At 70.7% G+C, this 15,455-nt stretch carries 13 protein-coding genes; 7 read left to right on the top strand and 6 right to left on the bottom strand.

Translation table 11 applies throughout. The features are described from left to right. Positions 1 to 109 precede the first annotated feature (109 nt). Together ACIQBL_RS14025 and ACIQBL_RS14020 are read left to right on the top strand one after the other, a co-directional pair. On the top strand, positions 110 to 1,648 hold the full coding sequence (locus tag ACIQBL_RS14025) for a PucR family transcriptional regulator ligand-binding domain-containing protein (RefSeq protein WP_401940814.1): 1,539 nt from the start codon (positions 110 to 112) through the stop codon (positions 1,646 to 1,648). Positions 1,649 to 1,728: 80 nt separating this feature from the next. Further along, complete coding sequence (locus ACIQBL_RS14020; RefSeq protein ID WP_401940812.1) at positions 1,729 to 2,517, top strand: phosphatase; 789 nt, start codon at positions 1,729 to 1,731, stop codon at positions 2,515 to 2,517. Between the two features lie 22 nt (positions 2,518 to 2,539). On the opposite strand, the gene ACIQBL_RS14015 is transcribed toward ACIQBL_RS14020, so the two are convergent. The 4 genes from ACIQBL_RS14015 to ACIQBL_RS14000 form a co-directional block, all read right to left on the bottom strand. Beyond that, positions 2,540 to 3,511, bottom strand: a complete 972-nt coding sequence (locus ACIQBL_RS14015) for a cation diffusion facilitator family transporter (protein WP_401940810.1) — start codon at positions 3,509 to 3,511, stop codon at positions 2,540 to 2,542. A 4-nt stretch (positions 3,512 to 3,515) separates the two neighbouring features. Beyond that, a complete protein-coding gene (locus ACIQBL_RS14010) occupies positions 3,516 to 4,388 on the bottom strand; it encodes an acyl-CoA thioesterase (protein WP_401940808.1) in 873 nt (290 codons plus the stop codon). A 36-nt stretch (positions 4,389 to 4,424) separates the two neighbouring features. Continuing rightward, a complete protein-coding gene (locus ACIQBL_RS14005; RefSeq protein ID WP_401940806.1) occupies positions 4,425 to 5,582 on the bottom strand; it encodes an acyl-CoA dehydrogenase family protein in 1,158 nt (385 codons plus the stop codon). A 360-nt stretch (positions 5,583 to 5,942) separates the two neighbouring features. After that, entirely contained in the window at positions 5,943 to 6,545 is a 603-nt protein-coding gene (locus ACIQBL_RS14000) for a TetR/AcrR family transcriptional regulator (RefSeq protein ID WP_401940804.1), read from the bottom strand. A 106-nt stretch (positions 6,546 to 6,651) separates the two neighbouring features. Here ACIQBL_RS14000 and ACIQBL_RS13995 point away from each other — a divergent pair, with 106 nt between their 5' ends. The 4 genes from ACIQBL_RS13995 to ACIQBL_RS13980 are packed head-to-tail and all read left to right on the top strand — an operon-like array spanning position 6,652 to position 12,337. Beyond that, entirely contained in the window at positions 6,652 to 8,268 is a 1,617-nt protein-coding gene (locus tag ACIQBL_RS13995) for a carboxyl transferase domain-containing protein (RefSeq protein WP_401940801.1), read from the top strand. Between the two features lie 41 nt (positions 8,269 to 8,309). Further along, positions 8,310 to 10,223 carry an acetyl/propionyl/methylcrotonyl-CoA carboxylase subunit alpha gene (locus ACIQBL_RS13990; protein ID WP_401942488.1) on the top strand — a complete coding sequence of 638 codons (1,914 nt, stop codon included), beginning with the start codon at positions 8,310 to 8,312 and terminating at the stop codon, positions 10,221 to 10,223. Between the two features lie 8 nt (positions 10,224 to 10,231). Further along, positions 10,232 to 11,170 carry a hydroxymethylglutaryl-CoA lyase gene (locus ACIQBL_RS13985; RefSeq protein WP_401942487.1) on the top strand — a complete coding sequence of 313 codons (939 nt, stop codon included), beginning with the start codon at positions 10,232 to 10,234 and terminating at the stop codon, positions 11,168 to 11,170. A 6-nt stretch (positions 11,171 to 11,176) separates the two neighbouring features. Continuing rightward, positions 11,177 to 12,337, top strand: coding sequence for an acyl-CoA dehydrogenase family protein (locus ACIQBL_RS13980; protein WP_401940799.1), 1,161 nt, complete (start codon positions 11,177 to 11,179; stop codon positions 12,335 to 12,337). Between the two features lie 9 nt (positions 12,338 to 12,346). On the opposite strand, the gene ACIQBL_RS13975 is transcribed toward ACIQBL_RS13980, so the two are convergent. After that, a complete protein-coding gene (locus tag ACIQBL_RS13975; RefSeq protein WP_401940796.1) occupies positions 12,347 to 12,994 on the bottom strand; it encodes a biliverdin-producing heme oxygenase in 648 nt (215 codons plus the stop codon). Next, positions 12,991 to 14,082 (bottom strand): polyprenyl synthetase family protein, encoded by a 1,092-nt coding sequence (locus tag ACIQBL_RS13970; protein WP_401940795.1) that lies wholly within the window; start codon positions 14,080 to 14,082, stop codon positions 12,991 to 12,993. Before ACIQBL_RS13970 ends, ACIQBL_RS13975 begins: the two co-directional genes overlap by 4 nt. A 263-nt stretch (positions 14,083 to 14,345) precedes the next feature. Here ACIQBL_RS13970 and ACIQBL_RS13965 point away from each other — a divergent pair, with 263 nt between their 5' ends. Then, on the top strand, positions 14,346 to 15,395 hold the full coding sequence (locus tag ACIQBL_RS13965) for an ABC transporter substrate-binding protein (protein ID WP_401940793.1): 1,050 nt from the start codon (positions 14,346 to 14,348) through the stop codon (positions 15,393 to 15,395). Positions 15,396 to 15,455: the final 60 nt, after the last annotated feature.

The raw sequence follows: 15,455 nt of genomic DNA, 5'->3' as shown, positions 1-15,455 counted from the left end.
GAGTGTCGGGGGACGGCTTGCGCCGCGACCGACCCTAGGTGGCCGGAAAGCGGCTGCGAAGTGTACGTTTCATCCACCCGAACCCGAGGTGATGGAGGAAACGTCCACCATGCCGGACCTCACGGTTCCGCCCGCGCCACCCACACCCCCCGCGCCACCCACGCCCCCGACACCGCCCACCCCACCCGTGCCCCTCGCCGCCCTCCTGGCCCGCGAGGACCTGGGGCTGCGGCAGATCGCCGGGCCGTCCGACCCCGGCATCGCGATCCACTGGGCGCACACCTCGGAGATGCCGAACCCGTACCCGTATCTGCTGGGCGGCGAGCTGCTCCTCACCGCCGGCGTGCACATCCCGGAGGCGGCCGGCTCGGGCACGTACTTCGCCGACTACGTCTCCCGGATCGTCGAGGCGGGCGGCGTCGCCCTCGGCTTCGGCGTCGCGCCGGTCCACGACACCGTGCCGAGAGCGCTGGTCGCCGCCTGCGACCACTACGACCTCCCGCTCATCGAGGTCCCGCCCCGCACCACCTTCTCCGGCGTGGCCCGCGCGGTCTGGCAGCTGATGGCCCAGGCCCGCCTCGCCGAACTCCGCCGCGTCACCGAGGCCCAGCAGAGCCTCGCGGCAGCGGCCTCCCGCCCGGACCCGGTGCCTTCGGTGCTACGGCAACTCGCCCAGCGGGTCAGCGGTCGCGCGGTGCTGTACGGACCGGACGGCACGGAGATCGCGGCGGCGGGGCGGGGTGCGCCGGGGGTGGAGGCGCGGGAGGCGTTGGCGGGGCTGGCGCGGGTGGTACGGCCGCCCACCGTCACACCTTCGTCTCCGTCCCCCTCACCCACGTCGGCCACCGACACCGTCCCCGGCGCCCACCTCGCCGCCTACGCCCTCGGCACCGGCCAGGGCTTCGTCCTCGGGGTCGCCGCCCCGCAGCGCGACCCCGGCGACCACACCATCGCCTCCGTCGCCGCCGTACTCCTCTCCCTCCTCACCGGCGAACACCAGAGCCGTACGGGAGCGGACCGTTCGTCGGCGCTCGTACGACTGCTGCTGGGCGCCCCGCCGGAGGACGTCGCGGCCCTGCTCGGCGGTGACCGGTGGACCGTCGTGCACGCGGCGCCCGGGAGCGATACCGCCCCCGACCCCGTCACCGCGTCCGCGCTGGGCGCCGCGCTCGGTTCCGCGCTGATCGACCTCGCTCCGGACGTCGTACGGGTCCTCGTCCCCGGCGAGGGCGAACCCGCCCCGCAGCCCGGCTGGACCCTCGGGGTCAGTGCCGCCGTGACCCCGAGGGACTGGCCCGCCGCCGACACCCAGGCGGCCCGTGCCCTGGCCCGCGCGCGGGCGACCCGGGCCCCGCTGGTCCGGCACGGCGCCTCCGGCCGCCCCGGCCTCGCCGAACTGGTCCCCCACGACGAGGCCGAGGCGCACGCCCGCACCCTCCTCGCGCCGCTCGCCGGCCACCCCGCGCTCACCGAGACCCTGCGCACCTGGCTCTCCCTGCACGGGAGTTGGGACCGTACGGCGGTCGCCCTGGCCGTGCACCGCAACACCGTGCGGCAGCGGATCGCCCGGTGCGCGGCACTGCTCGACGCGGACCTGGACGATCCGGACGTACGGATGGAGTTGTGGTTCGGCCTGCGTCATCTGTGAGCGGGCGGGTGCGAGTGATCCACATCCCAGCGTTCGGGACGTCGGGTACGGGCACAGTCCTCTGCTCCACAATGGGAAGCATGCCGATACCCGGGACACCCAGCCGCGCCGAGCTCGTCGACCACCTTGTGAAGACCCGTATCGCGGGCGATGTGGCCACGCCCCGCGAGAACAACCTCTCCCACTACCGCAAGCTCGCGAACGGCGACCGCCACTACTGGTTCGGCCTGGAGTTCGGCAGCCGCTGGACCGACGAGCAGGACGTGCTGGCGGTGCTGGCGGAGCGGGTGGGCGTGAACGACGATCCCGAGTACCGCTACGGCCAGGACAGCATCGACCCGGAGCTGACGATCGCGGGCCTCGACCGCCTGGCGGCGCGGCTGCGCAAGGCGGCCGACGGGCAGCAGCGGGTCCTCCTCGCCACCGGCCACCCGGGCGGCCTGCTCGACGTGCACCACGCCACGGCCGCCGCCCTGCGCACGGCCGGCTGCGAGATCGTCGTGATCCCGGAGGGACTCCAGACGGAGGAGGGGTACGTCATGCAGTTCGCGGACGTGGCCGTCCTCGAACACGGCGCCACGCTCTGGCACACCCACTCCGGCGAGCCGATGAAGGCGATCCTCACCGCCCTGGAGCGCGAGGGCCGCCCGCTGCCCGACCTGGTCGTCGCCGACCACGGCTGGGCGGGCTACGCGGGCCGCCACGGCGTCGACTCCGTCGGCTACGCCGACTCGAACGACCCGGCGCTCTTCCTCGCCGAGTCGGAGGGCACCGTACAGGTCGCGGTCCCGCTCGACGACCATGTGGTCAGCCCCAGGTACTACGACCCGATGGTGGCGTATCTGCTGGCGGAGGCCGGGCTCGACTGAGGGACGGGATCCAACTCCCCTGTCACGGCCAGGGGTTCAGCCCCTCCGCCCGCCGCTGCGCATACCCGGGTGTCGGGTCCAGATACACCCGGCTCACCGCCGGGAACGCCTCTCGCAGTCGCTGCTCGGCCTGTTCGCAGGCCCACTCGATCTGGGCGGCCGTCGACCTGTCCCGGAAGTCGATCTTCGCGGCGACCAGCGCCTCGCGCGGGCCCTGCACGAGGGTCGTCAACTCCAGTACGGCTTCGATGTGTTCGACGCCGAGCAGCTCCTCCTTGATCCGCTCCCGCATGGCCTTGGGCAGCGGGCGTCCGATGAGGAGTTCGGCGTTGGAGCGGCCGAGCACCCAGGCGACGTAGAGCAGCAGGAGGCCGATGCAGAGGGACGCGAGGCCGTCCCAGGCGCCGGAGCCCGTGAGTTGTCCGCCGAGCAGGCCGCCGGCGGCCAGGACCAGGCCGACGAGGGCGGCGGAGTCCTCCAGGACCACGGCCTTGACGGCGGTGTCGGGGGTGTAGCGGAGGTAGCGCTTGAAGGAGGCGTCGAAGCGGGCCGCCTCGCCGCGCGCCTGGCGTACGCCCGTCCGCAGGGAGTAGCCCTCCAGGAGGAAGGCGACGCCGAGCACGATGTACGAGATGAGCGGGTCGCCGAGGTCCTCGCCGGCGACCAGGGTGTGGATTCCGTCGTAGATCGAGAAGACCGCGCCGCCGACGAAGGTGGCGACGGCGGCGAGCATCGCCCAGATGTAGCGCTCGGGGCCGTAGCCGAGGGGGTGTTCCTCGTCGGCGGGTTTCCCGCTGCGCTTCAGGGCGGTGAGGAGGAGGAGTTCGGTGACGGTGTCGGCGACGGAGTGCGCGGCCTCGGACAGCATCGCGCTGGAGCCGCTGATGACGCCGGCGACCGCCTTCGCCAGTGCGATGCCCAGGTTGGCGACGGCGGCGACGATCACCGTGAGGGTGGACTCTCCTCCACCCTCACCTTCCTCTGTTTCTGCCATGCCCTCAGTGTTCCCGGGGAACCCGGACCACACCTTCCTGAATCACGGAGATGGCGAGCTGTCCGTCCTGCGTGTAGATCCGTGCCTGCCCGAGCCCGCGCCCGCCGGACGCCGACGGCGACTCCTGGTCGTAGAGCAGCCACTCGTCCGCGCGGAACGGCCGGTGGAACCACATCGCGTGGTCGAGGGAGGCTCCTACGACGTCACCGATAGCCCAGCCGCCGCGGCCGTGCGCGAGGAGGATCGAGTCGAGGAGGGTCATGTCGGAGACGTAGGTCGCGAGGACTACGTGGAGGAGGGGGTCGTCGGCGAGCTTGCCGTTGGTGCGGAACCACACCTGGGAGTGCGGTTCGCGCGGCTCGCCGAACCTGCCGTACGGCGGGTCGTCGACGTAGCGCAGGTCGATCGCCTCACGGGCCTCCAGGAATCGTTCAACGATCCCCCGGTCGAGGTGGTCGTAGCCGCGCAGCCGCTCCTGGCCGGTGGGAACCGTCTCCGGGTCGGGGGCGGTCGGCATGGGCGCCTGGTGGTCGAGGCCTTCCTCGTACGTCTGGAAGGACGCCGACAGCGCGAAGATCGGCCGGCCGTGCTGGACGGCGAGCACGCGGCGGGTGGTGAAGGAACGGCCGTCGCGGATCCGCTCGACGGTGTAGACGATGGGCGCGCCCGGGTCGCCCATGCGCAGGAAGTACGCGTGCAGGGAGTGGGCGTACCGGTCGGCGGGGACCGTACGCCCGGCGGCGACCAGCGCCTGCGCCGCCACCTGGCCCCCGAAGACACGGGGGACGACGGCGGAGCGGGACCGGCCGCGGAAGATGTTCTCCTCGATCTGCTCGAGGTCGAGCAGATCGAGGAGATCCTGTAGTGCCTGGTTCATGGCGTCCAGTTGTACCGGGCCGTAATTGCCGGGACCTTACAGACCCATGTCCTTGGCGATGATCGTCTTCATGATCTCGCTGGTGCCGCCGTAGATGCGGTTGACGCGGTTGTCCGCGTACAGGCGGGCGATCGGGTACTCGTTCATGAAGCCGTAGCCGCCGTGCAGCTGGAGGCAGCGGTCGATCACGCGGTGGGCGACCTCGGTGCAGAACAGCTTCGCGGAGGCGGCCTCGGCGGGCGTCAGCTCACCGGCGTCGAGGGCCTCGGTCGCGCGGTCGGCGACGGCCTCGGCGGCGTCCACCTCGGCCTGGCAGGAGGCCAGTTCGAACTTGGTGTTCTGGAACGCGGCGACGGGCTGGCCGAAGACGACACGGTCCTGCACGTACTGCTTGGCGAACCGGACGGCTGCCTTGGCCTGCGCGTACGCGCCGAAGGCGATGCCCCAGCGCTCGGAGGCGAGGTTGTGGCCGAGGTAGGAGAAGCCCTTGTTCTCCTCACCGAGGAGGTCCTCGACGGGCACCTTCACGTCGACGAACGCCAGCTCGGCGGTGTCGGAGGTCTTCAGGCCCAGCTTGTCGAGCTTGCGGCCGACCGAGTAGCCCTCGGCCTTGGTGTCCACCACGAACAGGGAGATGCCGTGGCGGCGGTCCTCCTTGGAGGGCGCGTCGGTGCGGGCGCAGACGATCATGCGGTCGGCGTGCACACCGCCGGTGATGAAGGTCTTGGCGCCGTTGAGGACGTAGTGCGTGCCGTCCTCGGAGAGCTTGGCGGTGGTCTTCATGCCCGCGAGGTCGGAGCCGGTGCCCGGCTCGGTCATCGCGATGGCCCACATCTCCTCGCCGGAGACGAACTTCGGGAGGTACTTCTTCTTCTGCTCGTCGTTGGCGAGCAGCTTGATGTAGGGCAGGCCGAGCAGCACGTGCACACCGGAGCCGCCGAAGGAGACGCCCGCGCGCGCGGTCTCCTCGTAGAGGACGGCCTCGAACTTGTACGAGTCGATGCCCGCGCCGCCGTACTCCTCGTCCACGCGGATGCCGAAGACGCCCAGCTCGGCGAGCTTGTAGTAGAACTCGCGCGGCGCCTGGCCGGCCGCGAACCACTCGTCGTAGACGGGCACGACCTCGGCCTCGATGAAGGCCCGGAGGGTCTCCCGGAACGCCTCGTGGTCCTCGTCAAACACCGTACGGCGCACCGCCGCCACCTCCAGCTAGCCCAAGGGTCCGTTTCTAAGCGCTTGCTCAGAACATTACGGTACCGGCGAGTAGGGGGAGCGTCCAGCGGGACGGGTACGTAACGCTCGTCACGCCGGTTCTGCCCACCCACGCGCCCGACTCGGTAGGCCGAGAAGTCCCGACACGGGGCTCTGCCCCGGACCCCGGGGGCGGCTCGGCCGCGCCTGCGTCCGCCGACCGCGCCCGAGCCGTGGCTTGCCCGGTCTCCGGCCCTCGGCTGCCGGTTTTCGGCTTCGCGCCTCCAGCCTGCGGCTTGCAGCTTGCGGCTTGCGGCTTCCCTCTGTCGTCCGGCGGCCTTCGGTTCGCGACCGCCGGGCCCGTCAGCCCGTCGAAGCCGCCGCCCCGAACGCCCCCCGCGCCATCCGGTGCAGCAGTTCCGCCGTCGCCCCCCGCCCGGGCAGCGAGCCCGGTCGGCCCAGGTGCGGAGTCGAGTTGAGGAGTCCGAACACCGAGTGGACCGCCGACCGTGCGCTGGGTTCGGACAGGTCCGGGTACACGTCTCGTACGACCTCCACCCACAGTTCGACGTACTGGCGCTGGAGCTGGCGTACCAGCTTGCGGTCGGTGTCGCGGAGGCGGTCCAGTTCGCGGTCGTGGAGGGTGATCAGGGGGCGGTCGTCCAGGGCGAAATCGATGTGGCCCTCGATGAGGGAGTCGAGGAAGGTCTCGGAGGAGGTCACGCCCTCCGCCTCTGCCAGGCGGCGCTTCGCGCCTGTCAGGAGTTGGCCGCTGATGCCTACCAGGAGTTCCGCGAGCATCGCGTCCTTGCCGGGGAAGTGGCGGTAGAGGCCGGGGCCGCTGATGCCGACCGCGGCGCCTATCTCGTCCACGCCGACGCCGTGGAAACCCCGCTCGGCGAAGAGCCGCGCGGCCTCCTTGAGGATCTGCTCGCGGCGGGTGGGGGCGTCGGTTCTCGTGGCCATGGAAGCAATTCTAGACAGGGAGGTTAGCGGTCGTTAACCTGAAGGAAATGGTTAACGCTCATTAACAGCCGAGAGCGGCCGATCGCTGTGCGAGGGGACCCACGGAATGCAAGAGGCACCGGAGCTGACGAGCGCGGCGGACCCCGCGTCGGAGGCGTGGCGGGCCAACGAGGCGGCGCACCGTGCGTTGAGTGAGGAGCTGCGGCAGAAGCTGGCCGTGGCCCGGCTCGGCGGGGGTGAGCGGGCCCGGGAACGGCACACCGCGCGCGGCAAGCTGCTTCCCCGTGACCGTGTCGACACGCTTCTCGATCCGGGCTCTCCCTTCCTGGAGCTGGCTCCGCTGGCTGCCGACGGGATGTACGACGGGGCCGCCCCGGCCGCCGGTGTGATCGCCGGGATCGGGCGGGTGAGCGGGCGCGAGTGCGTGATCGTCGCGAACGACGCCACGGTCAAGGGCGGGACGTACTACCCGATGACCGTGAAGAAGCATCTGCGGGCCCAGGAGATCGCCCTGGAGAATCGGCTTCCGTGCATCTATCTCGTCGACTCCGGGGGTGCCTTCCTGCCCATGCAGGACGAGGTGTTCCCGGACCGGGACCACTTCGGGCGGATCTTCTTCAACCAGGCCCGGATGTCGGGGGCGGGGATTCCGCAGATCGCCGCCGTGCTGGGGTCGTGTACCGCCGGTGGGGCCTATGTGCCGGCCATGAGCGACGAGGCCGTCATCGTCCGGAATCAGGGGACCATCTTCCTGGGTGGGCCGCCCCTGGTGAAGGCCGCCACCGGTGAGGTCGTCACCGCCGAGGAGCTGGGCGGCGGCGACGTCCACGCGCGCGTGTCGGGTGTCACCGACCACCTCGCGGAGGACGACGCGCACGCCCTGCGGATCGTCCGGAACATCGCCGCCACACTCCCCGCGCGCGGGCCGCTCCCCTGGGAGGTCACCGAGGCGGTCGAGCCCAAGGTCGACCCGTACGGGATCTACGGCGCCGTCCCGGTCGACTCCCGTACGCCCTACGACGTACGGGAGATCATCGCGCGCGTGGTCGACGGCTCCCGTTTCGCCGAGTTCAAGGCCGAGTTCGGGCAGACCCTGGTCACCGGCTTCGCCCGGATCCATGGTCACCCGGTCGGCATCGTCGCCAACAACGGCATCCTGTTCTCCGAATCCGCCCAGAAGGGCGCCCACTTCATCGAGTTGTGCGACCAGCGCGGCATCCCGCTCGTGTTCCTGCAGAACATCTCAGGGTTCATGGTCGGCAAGGACTACGAGGCGGGCGGCATCGCCAAGAACGGCGCCAAGATGGTCACCGCCGTCGCCTGCGCGCGCGTGCCCAAGCTGACCGTGGTGGTCGGCGGCTCGTACGGCGCGGGCAACTACTCGATGTGCGGCCGGGCCTACTCCCCCCGCTTCCTGTGGATGTGGCCCGGCGCCAAGATCTCCGTGATGGGCGGCGAACAGGCCGCGTCGGTCCTCGCGACCGTGAAACGCGACCAGTTGGAGGCGCGCGGGGAGGAGTGGTCGGCGGCCGACGAGAGCGGCTTCAAGGACCCCATCCGGCAGCAGTACGAGCGTCAGGGCAACGCCTATTACGCCACCGCCCGCCTCTGGGACGACGGGGTCATCGACCCCCTGGAGACCCGCCAGGTGCTGGGTCTCGCCCTGACCGCCTGTGCCAACGCGCCGCTGGGTGACACCCAGTTCGGCGTCTTCCGGATGTGATGAAGGTGCCCGAGATGCCGGAAACGGTCGACACATTCGAGATGTTCTCGACGGTCCTGGTGGCCAACCGGGGCGAGATCGCGGTCCGCGTGATCCGCACCCTGCGCTCGCTCGGCGTGCGCTCGGTGGCCGTCTTCTCCGACGCCGACGCGGACGCCCGGCACGTCCGGGAGGCCGACACGGCCGTACGGATCGGTCCCGCACCGGCCGCCGAGAGCTATCTGTCGGTGGAGCGGCTGCTGGAGGCGGCGGCCCGCACCGGCGCGCAGGCCGTGCACCCGGGATACGGCTTCCTCGCGGAGAACGCGGCCTTCGCGCGCGCGTGCGCCGACGCCGGGCTGGTCTTCATCGGACCGCCGGCCGACGCGATCGCCCTCATGGGCGACAAGATCCGCGCCAAGGAGACGGTGGAGGCTGCCGGGGTCCCGGTCGTCCCCGGCGGTCGGGACCCCGAACTCGCCAAGGCCGCGCATGAGTTGGGCGCACCCGTCCTCCTCAAACCGTCGGCGGGCGGTGGCGGCAAGGGCATGCGCCTGGTCCGCGATCTGACCGTCCTGGAGGAGGAGATCGCCGCCGCCCGGCGCGAGGCCCGCGCCTCCTTCGGCGACGACACCCTCCTCGTCGAGCGGTGGGTCGACCGCCCCCGGCACATCGAGATCCAGATCCTGGCCGACGGCCACGGCAACGTCGTCCACCTCGGCGAACGCGAGTGCTCCTTGCAGCGCCGGCACCAGAAGGTCGTCGAGGAGGCCCCGAGCGTGCTCCTGGACTCCGCCACGCGCGCGGCGATGGGCGAGGCGGCGGTGCAGGCGGCCCGTTCGTGCGGGTACGCGGGCGCGGGCACGGTGGAGTTCATCGTGCCGGGCAACGACCCGTCGTCGTACTACTTCATGGAGATGAACACCCGTCTCCAAGTGGAGCACCCGGTAACGGAGTTGGTCACCGGGCTCGACCTGGTGGAGTGGCAGCTGCGGGTGGCTGCGGGCGAGCGGCTGCCGTTCGTGCAGGACGACATCACGCTCACCGGGCACGCCGTCGAGGCGCGTATCTGCGCGGAGGACCCTGCCCGCGGGTTCCTCCCCTCCGGCGGCACGGTGATCCGGCTGCGCGAGCCCTCCGGCGACGGCGTCCGCACCGACTCCGGGCTCTCCGAAGGCACCGAGATCGGCAGCCTCTACGACCCGATGCTCTCCAAGGTCATCGCCTACGGCCCCGACCGTGCGACCGCGCTCAGGAAGCTCCGGGCGGCCCTCGCGGACACGGTCACGCTGGGCGTGCCGACGAACGCGGGGTTCCTGCGCAGGCTCCTGGCCCATCCGGACGTCGTGGCGGGCGAGTTGGACACCGGGCTGGTCGAGCGGGAGGCGGACTCCCTGATCCCGGACGAGGTGCCCGAGGAGGTGTACGAGGCGGCAGCCGCCGTACGGCTGGAGGCTCTGCGGCCGAAGGGCGAGGGCTGGACCGACCCGTTCTCGGTGCCGAGCGGCTGGCGGCTGGGCGGTGCTCCGAAGCCGGTCGGGTTCCACCTGCGGGTGACCGAGCCCGTGGAGTACGTCCCGCGCGGCAGCCACACCGTCACCGAGGACCGGGTCGCCGTCACCCTCGACGGGGTCCGGCACACCTTCCATCGGGCCGGTGACTGGCTCGGGCGGGACGGGGATGCCTGGCAGGTGCGGGACCACGATCCGGTGGCCGCCTCGCTCAGCGGGGCCGACCGGTCCGGTGCCGGTTCGCTGACCGCGCCGATGCCTGGGACCGTGACCGTGGTGAAGGTCGCCGTGGGGGATCAAGTGGTCGCTGGGCAGAGCCTGTTGGTGGTGGAGGCGATGAAGATGGAGCACGTCGTCTCCGCGCCGCACCCCGGCATCGTCACCGAAATCGATGTGACCCCCGGCGCGACGGTCGCCATGGACCAGGTGCTGGCGGTCGTCACACCTGCGGAGGAGGACCAGTGACACTCCCGATGGTCGTACCGGCCCCCGATCTGCCCGCCCGGGTGCGTATCCACGAGGTCGGGGCCCGTGACGGGCTGCAGAACGAGAAGGCGACCGTGCCGACGGAGGTCAAGGCCGAGTTCGTGCGCCGGCTGGCCGACGCGGGCCTGACCACCGTCGAGGCCACCAGCTTCGTCCACCCCAAGTGGGTGCCCCAACTGGCCGACGCCGAGCGGCTGTTCCCGCTCGTGCGCGACCTGAAGGGCGTCCACCTGCCCGTCCTCGTGCCGAACGGCCGCGGGCTGGACCGGGCCCTGGCCCTGAAGGCGACCCGCGTCGCCGTCTTCGCCAGTGCCACCGAGTCCTTCGCGAAGGCCAACCTCAACCGGACGGTGGACGAGTCGCTGGCCGTGTTCGCCCCTGTCGTGGCCCGCGCCAAGGAGGAGGGTGCCCATGTGCGCGGCTATGTCTCCATGTGCTTCGGCGACCCCTGGGAGGGCGCGGTCCCGATCGCTCAAGTGGTGCGTGTCTGCCGGGAGTTGGTCGACATGGGCTGCGACGAGCTGAGCCTCGGCGACACGATCGGCGTCGCGACTCCGGGGCACGTACTGGAACTTCTCGCCGCGCTCAACGAACGGCACGTCCCCACCGACGTGTTGGGCGTGCACTTCCACGACACCTACGGCCAGGCGCTCGCCAACACCCTGGCCGCCCTCCAGCACGGCGTCACCACCGTGGACGCCTCGGCGGGCGGCCTCGGCGGCTGCCCGTTCGCCAAGTCCGCCACCGGCAACCTCGCCACCGAGGACCTCGTGTGGATGCTCCAGGGTCTCGGCATCGACTCCGGAGTCGACCTCGCCCGTCTCACCGCCACCAGCGTGTGGATGGCCGACCAACTGGGCCGACCCAGCCCGTCCCGCACCGTCCGGGCACTCGGCAAAACGACACAGCCCCACAAGGAGCAGTGACCCGCCATGGACCACCGTCTCTCCCCCGAGCTGGAAGAACTCCGCCGTACGGTCGAGGAGTTCGCGCACGACGTGGTGGCGCCGAAGATCGGCGACTTCTACGAGCGGCACGAGTTCCCGTACGAGATCGTCCGCGAGATGGGCCGCATGGGCCTGTTCGGGCTGCCGTTCCCCGAGGAGTACGGCGGGATGGGCGGCGACTATCTGGCGCTGGGTCTCGTCCTGGAGGAGCTGGCCCGGGTCGACTCGTCGGTCGCGATCACGCTGGAGGCGGGGGTGTCGCTGGGCGCGATGCCGATCCATCTCTTCGGCACCGACGCGCAGAAGGCCGAGTGGCTGCCCCGGCTGTGCTCCGGCGAGATCCTCGGTGCCTTCGGGCTGACCGAGCCGGACGGGGGCTCGGACGCGGGGGCGACCCGGACGACGGCCCGGCTCGACCCGGACACCGACGAGTGGGTGATCAACGGTTCGAAGTGCTTCATCACCAACTCCGGTACGGACATCACGGGTCTGGTGACGGTCACCGCCGTCACCGGCCGCAAACCCGACGGCAAGCCGCTGATCTCGGCGATCATCGTGCCGTCCGGGACACCCGGCTTCACGGTAGCGGCGCCGTACTCGAAGGTCGGCTGGAACGCCTCCGACACCCGTGAGCTGTCCTTCGCGGACGTACGGGTCCCGGCGGCGAACCTGCTCGGTGAACAGGGGCGCGGCTACGCCCAGTTCCTGCGCATCCTGGACGAGGGCCGCATCGCGATCGCCGCGCTGGCCACCGGTCTGGCGCAGGGCTGCGTCGACGAGTCGGTGAAGTACGCCAAGGAACGGCACGCGTTCGGGCGGCCGATCGGCGCCAACCAGGCCATCCAGTTCAAGATCGCCGACATGGAGATGAAGGCCCACACCGCCCGCCTCGCCTGGCGGGACGCGGCCTCCCGCCTGGTCGCCGGCGAGCCCTTCAAGAAGGAGGCGGCCCTCGCCAAGCTGTACTCCTCCACCATCGCCGTCGACAACGCCCGCGACGCCACCCAGGTGCACGGCGGCTACGGCTTCATGAACGAGTACCCGGTGGCCCGGATGTGGCGCGACTCCAAGATCCTGGAGATCGGTGAGGGCACCAGCGAGGTCCAACGGATGCTGATCGCCCGCGAGTTGGGCCTCACGGGCTGACCGCGCCGACTACACCGGCGCACGGGCCGGACTGCCCAGACCCGCCGACAACTCCCGTGAGATCACGGCGACATGGTGGTACGCCCGCTCGGCGGCGGCCAGCACCCTTTCCTGTACGTCGGGTTCGCCGAGCGCCCGGTCGAGGCGCTCTGCGAAGGCCGCCCAGCGGGTGCGGTCGCCGCTGCCGTAGTACGACACACCGTTCCCGTCGGTGAGCCGGTACGCCTCGGTGACGTACCGGAGGAGGAACAGGGCGCCGAGGGTCGAGCCCTCCAACACGTAGAGGAAGCCGAGGAGTTCGCGGGGTTCGGTCGCCGCCGTTCGCCGTATCTCGTCAGCGAACTCCTCGGCGGCGGGGCAGGGTTCGGGGGAGGCGCCCTGGGCGGCGAAGTGGCGGAGGTCGTGCTCGACGAGGGGGAGCTTGACCAGGTCCGGCGACCACACCGAGCCGACGGACGGGCAGGTGGTGTGGGCCAGTTCGGCCTCCAGCGTCTTCAACACCACGTGGTAGGCGGCGAGTTGGCCGACGTAGCGGTCGAGGGGGAGGGTTCCGGTGAGCATCGCGGTGGCGAACCCGGTGGTTTCCAGGGCCTCGTGCCAGGTGCGGGTGCCGTTCCTCAGGCGTCGGCTCAGCGTGTCCGTGTCCATGTCCGTCATGCGCCGCTCCGCTGCCGAACCGTCGTGAGCAGACGGTCGATGAGGTGGCCCTTGCGCTCGATCGTCACGTCGAAGTAGGCGGCGCTGCGTTCGGAACGGCACACCCCGTGGACGGCGTCCTTCGCGGCGCGCTTCAGGGCCACGGCCTCCTCGGCGAGCGCGAGGAGCGTGCGCCGCAGTTTCGGGTGACCGAGAACGTACGGTTTGAAGTCCCCGCCGGGCGGTGCGTCGTCGAGCAGCTCCAGGAAGACCCGGTTGCCCAGGCCGTCGAAGTCCTCGTGGATGTTGGCGCCGCCGAGTTCGGGCACGAAGTCGGTCAGGTCGTTGAACAGCTGGCTGGCGAGGCCGAGTTGGCGCATCGCGCCGTCCAGTGCCTGCCGGTCGTCCTCGACCACCCGCAGCCCGGCGACCGCCGCGTCGAGCGGCATCCAGAACAGGGTGCCGGTCTTGAGGGCGGCCGTCGACTCCCAGAAGTCGACCCGCGTGGCACGCGGCGCGGCCGTCAGCTCGGCACGGGTGAGGGCCGTACGCGAGGACAGGTCGACGGCCTGTCCGGTGAAGCCGTCGCCGACCGAGCGCACCAGGCTGTCCACGACGGCCGGGTCGGCCGCGTGCCGCAGCGCGGACATGATCAGCCAGGCGCCGGTGTTGAGGGCGAGCGGGGCGCCGTGGGTGGTGTGGAGGGCGGGTTCGCCGTAGCGGACGACGCTGCCGTCCTGGATGTCGTCGAGGGCGACGGCGGCCTTCAGCAGAATCCTTACTGCAACTGCCGTTCGGCGGATCACCGCGAAGTCGGCGGCCCTCTCGGCCCCTTCGGGGAAGCCCCGGTAGTTGCGGTAGGCCCAGTAGACCATCGAGGGGCGCAGGGGAGCCCGGCCGCCGGGTGCGCCGGCGGCGGGCGGCAGGGCCTGCTGGCCGATCCTGGATCCGACGGCGTCGGCGACCGGTTCGTACAGGGCGCGGCGCAGCGCCGCGTCGTACACGGAGGCCGCCGCCCGCGCCGGGGCGGTCAGCGAGCCGAGGAACTCGGCCAGGTCGTCCTCCAGCAGCGCGGCGTCGCTCCGCACGACCGCTTCCACACCCGTCATGTCCACCGTGGTAGCCACTCCACCTCCGAATATCACCGAACATCCGTGCGCGGAGCTCGTTACGACCGAGCGTGATCACAACGGATGGACGGGACAAGGAGGTTGAAAGCCAAAGTGCGCGAGACGCGCAGTCACAGGGTCGGCACAGGGGTGCCACGGGGCCGGGCGATGAGCACCCCACCCACTGGACATCTAGTGAGGTTAGGCTAACCTACCTTCGAATTGTCCGGCGGGTGATCCGCCCTGTTCGAAAGCAGCCACACATGTCCAACGCCCGTGCCACCCACCTCTCCCGCCGCGGCATCCTCGCCGCGGGCGGCGCCCTCGGCCTCGGCGCCGTGCTCGCGGCCTGCGGCGACGACGACGCGAAAAGCGGTGGCTCGGACAAGGAGACGACGGCCGCCAAGGCCGGGCCCTGGACCTTCAAGGACGACCGGGGCACCACCGCGAAGACCGACAGGACCCCGGCGAACATCGTCTCCTTCATCGGTGTCGCCGCCGCGCTGCACGACTACGGCATCGAGTCCAAGGGCGTCTTCGGGCCTACGAAGCTGAAGGACGGCAAGGCCGATGTGCAGGCCGGTGACCTGGACATCAGCAAGGTCACGAGCATCGGCAACGAGTGGGGCCAGTTCAACATCGAGAAGTACGCGGCCCTCTCCCCCGACGTCCTCATCACCACGATGTTCGACGCGGCCGGCACGCTCTGGTACGTCCCGGAGGAGTCGAAGAAGAAGATCCTCGCCGTGGGCGCGCCGACCGTCGGCATCTCCGCGTACGACGTCCAGTTGCCGACGCCGCTCGCGCGCATGCTGGAACTCGCCAAGTCCCTTGGCGCCGACACCACTTCTTCTACGATCACGGCGGCCAAGAAGCGGTTCGAGGACGCCGCGGCACGGCTGCGCGCCGCGGCCAAGGCGAAGCCGGACATCAAGGTCCTCGCCGGTTCCGCGAGCCAGGACATCTTCTACGTCTCCGGGTCCAACCTCTCCATCGACCTCGAGTACTACAAGGCTCTCGGCGTGAACTTCGTCGAGCCGTCGGCGGCTGCGCTCAAGGCGAGTGGTGGCTGGTTCGAGAACCTCAGCTGGGAGAACGTCGACAAGTACGGGGCGGACATCATCATGATGGACAACCGGACTTCGGCGATTCAGCCCGCTGACATTACCGAAGGCACGTGGAAGAAGCTTCCCGCTGTGAAGGCCGGGCAGGTCATCGCGCGTAATCCTGAGCCGATTCTGTCGTACGACAAGTGTGCGCCGCTGCTTGAGGACTTGGCGAAGGCGATCGAGAGCGCGAAGAAGGTCAGTTGATTTAGGGGTGGTTTCGCTTTCGTGGGGAGCTGCGGGCCGGATGTGGCTGGGCGCGCAGTT

It is taken from the genome of Streptomyces sp. NPDC088350, from assembly GCF_044753545.1.
Lineage (GTDB): Bacteria > Actinomycetota > Actinomycetes > Streptomycetales > Streptomycetaceae > Streptomyces.
The sequence above is the reverse complement of the archived record's forward strand: the minus strand, read 5'-3'. Positions and strand labels throughout refer to the sequence as shown.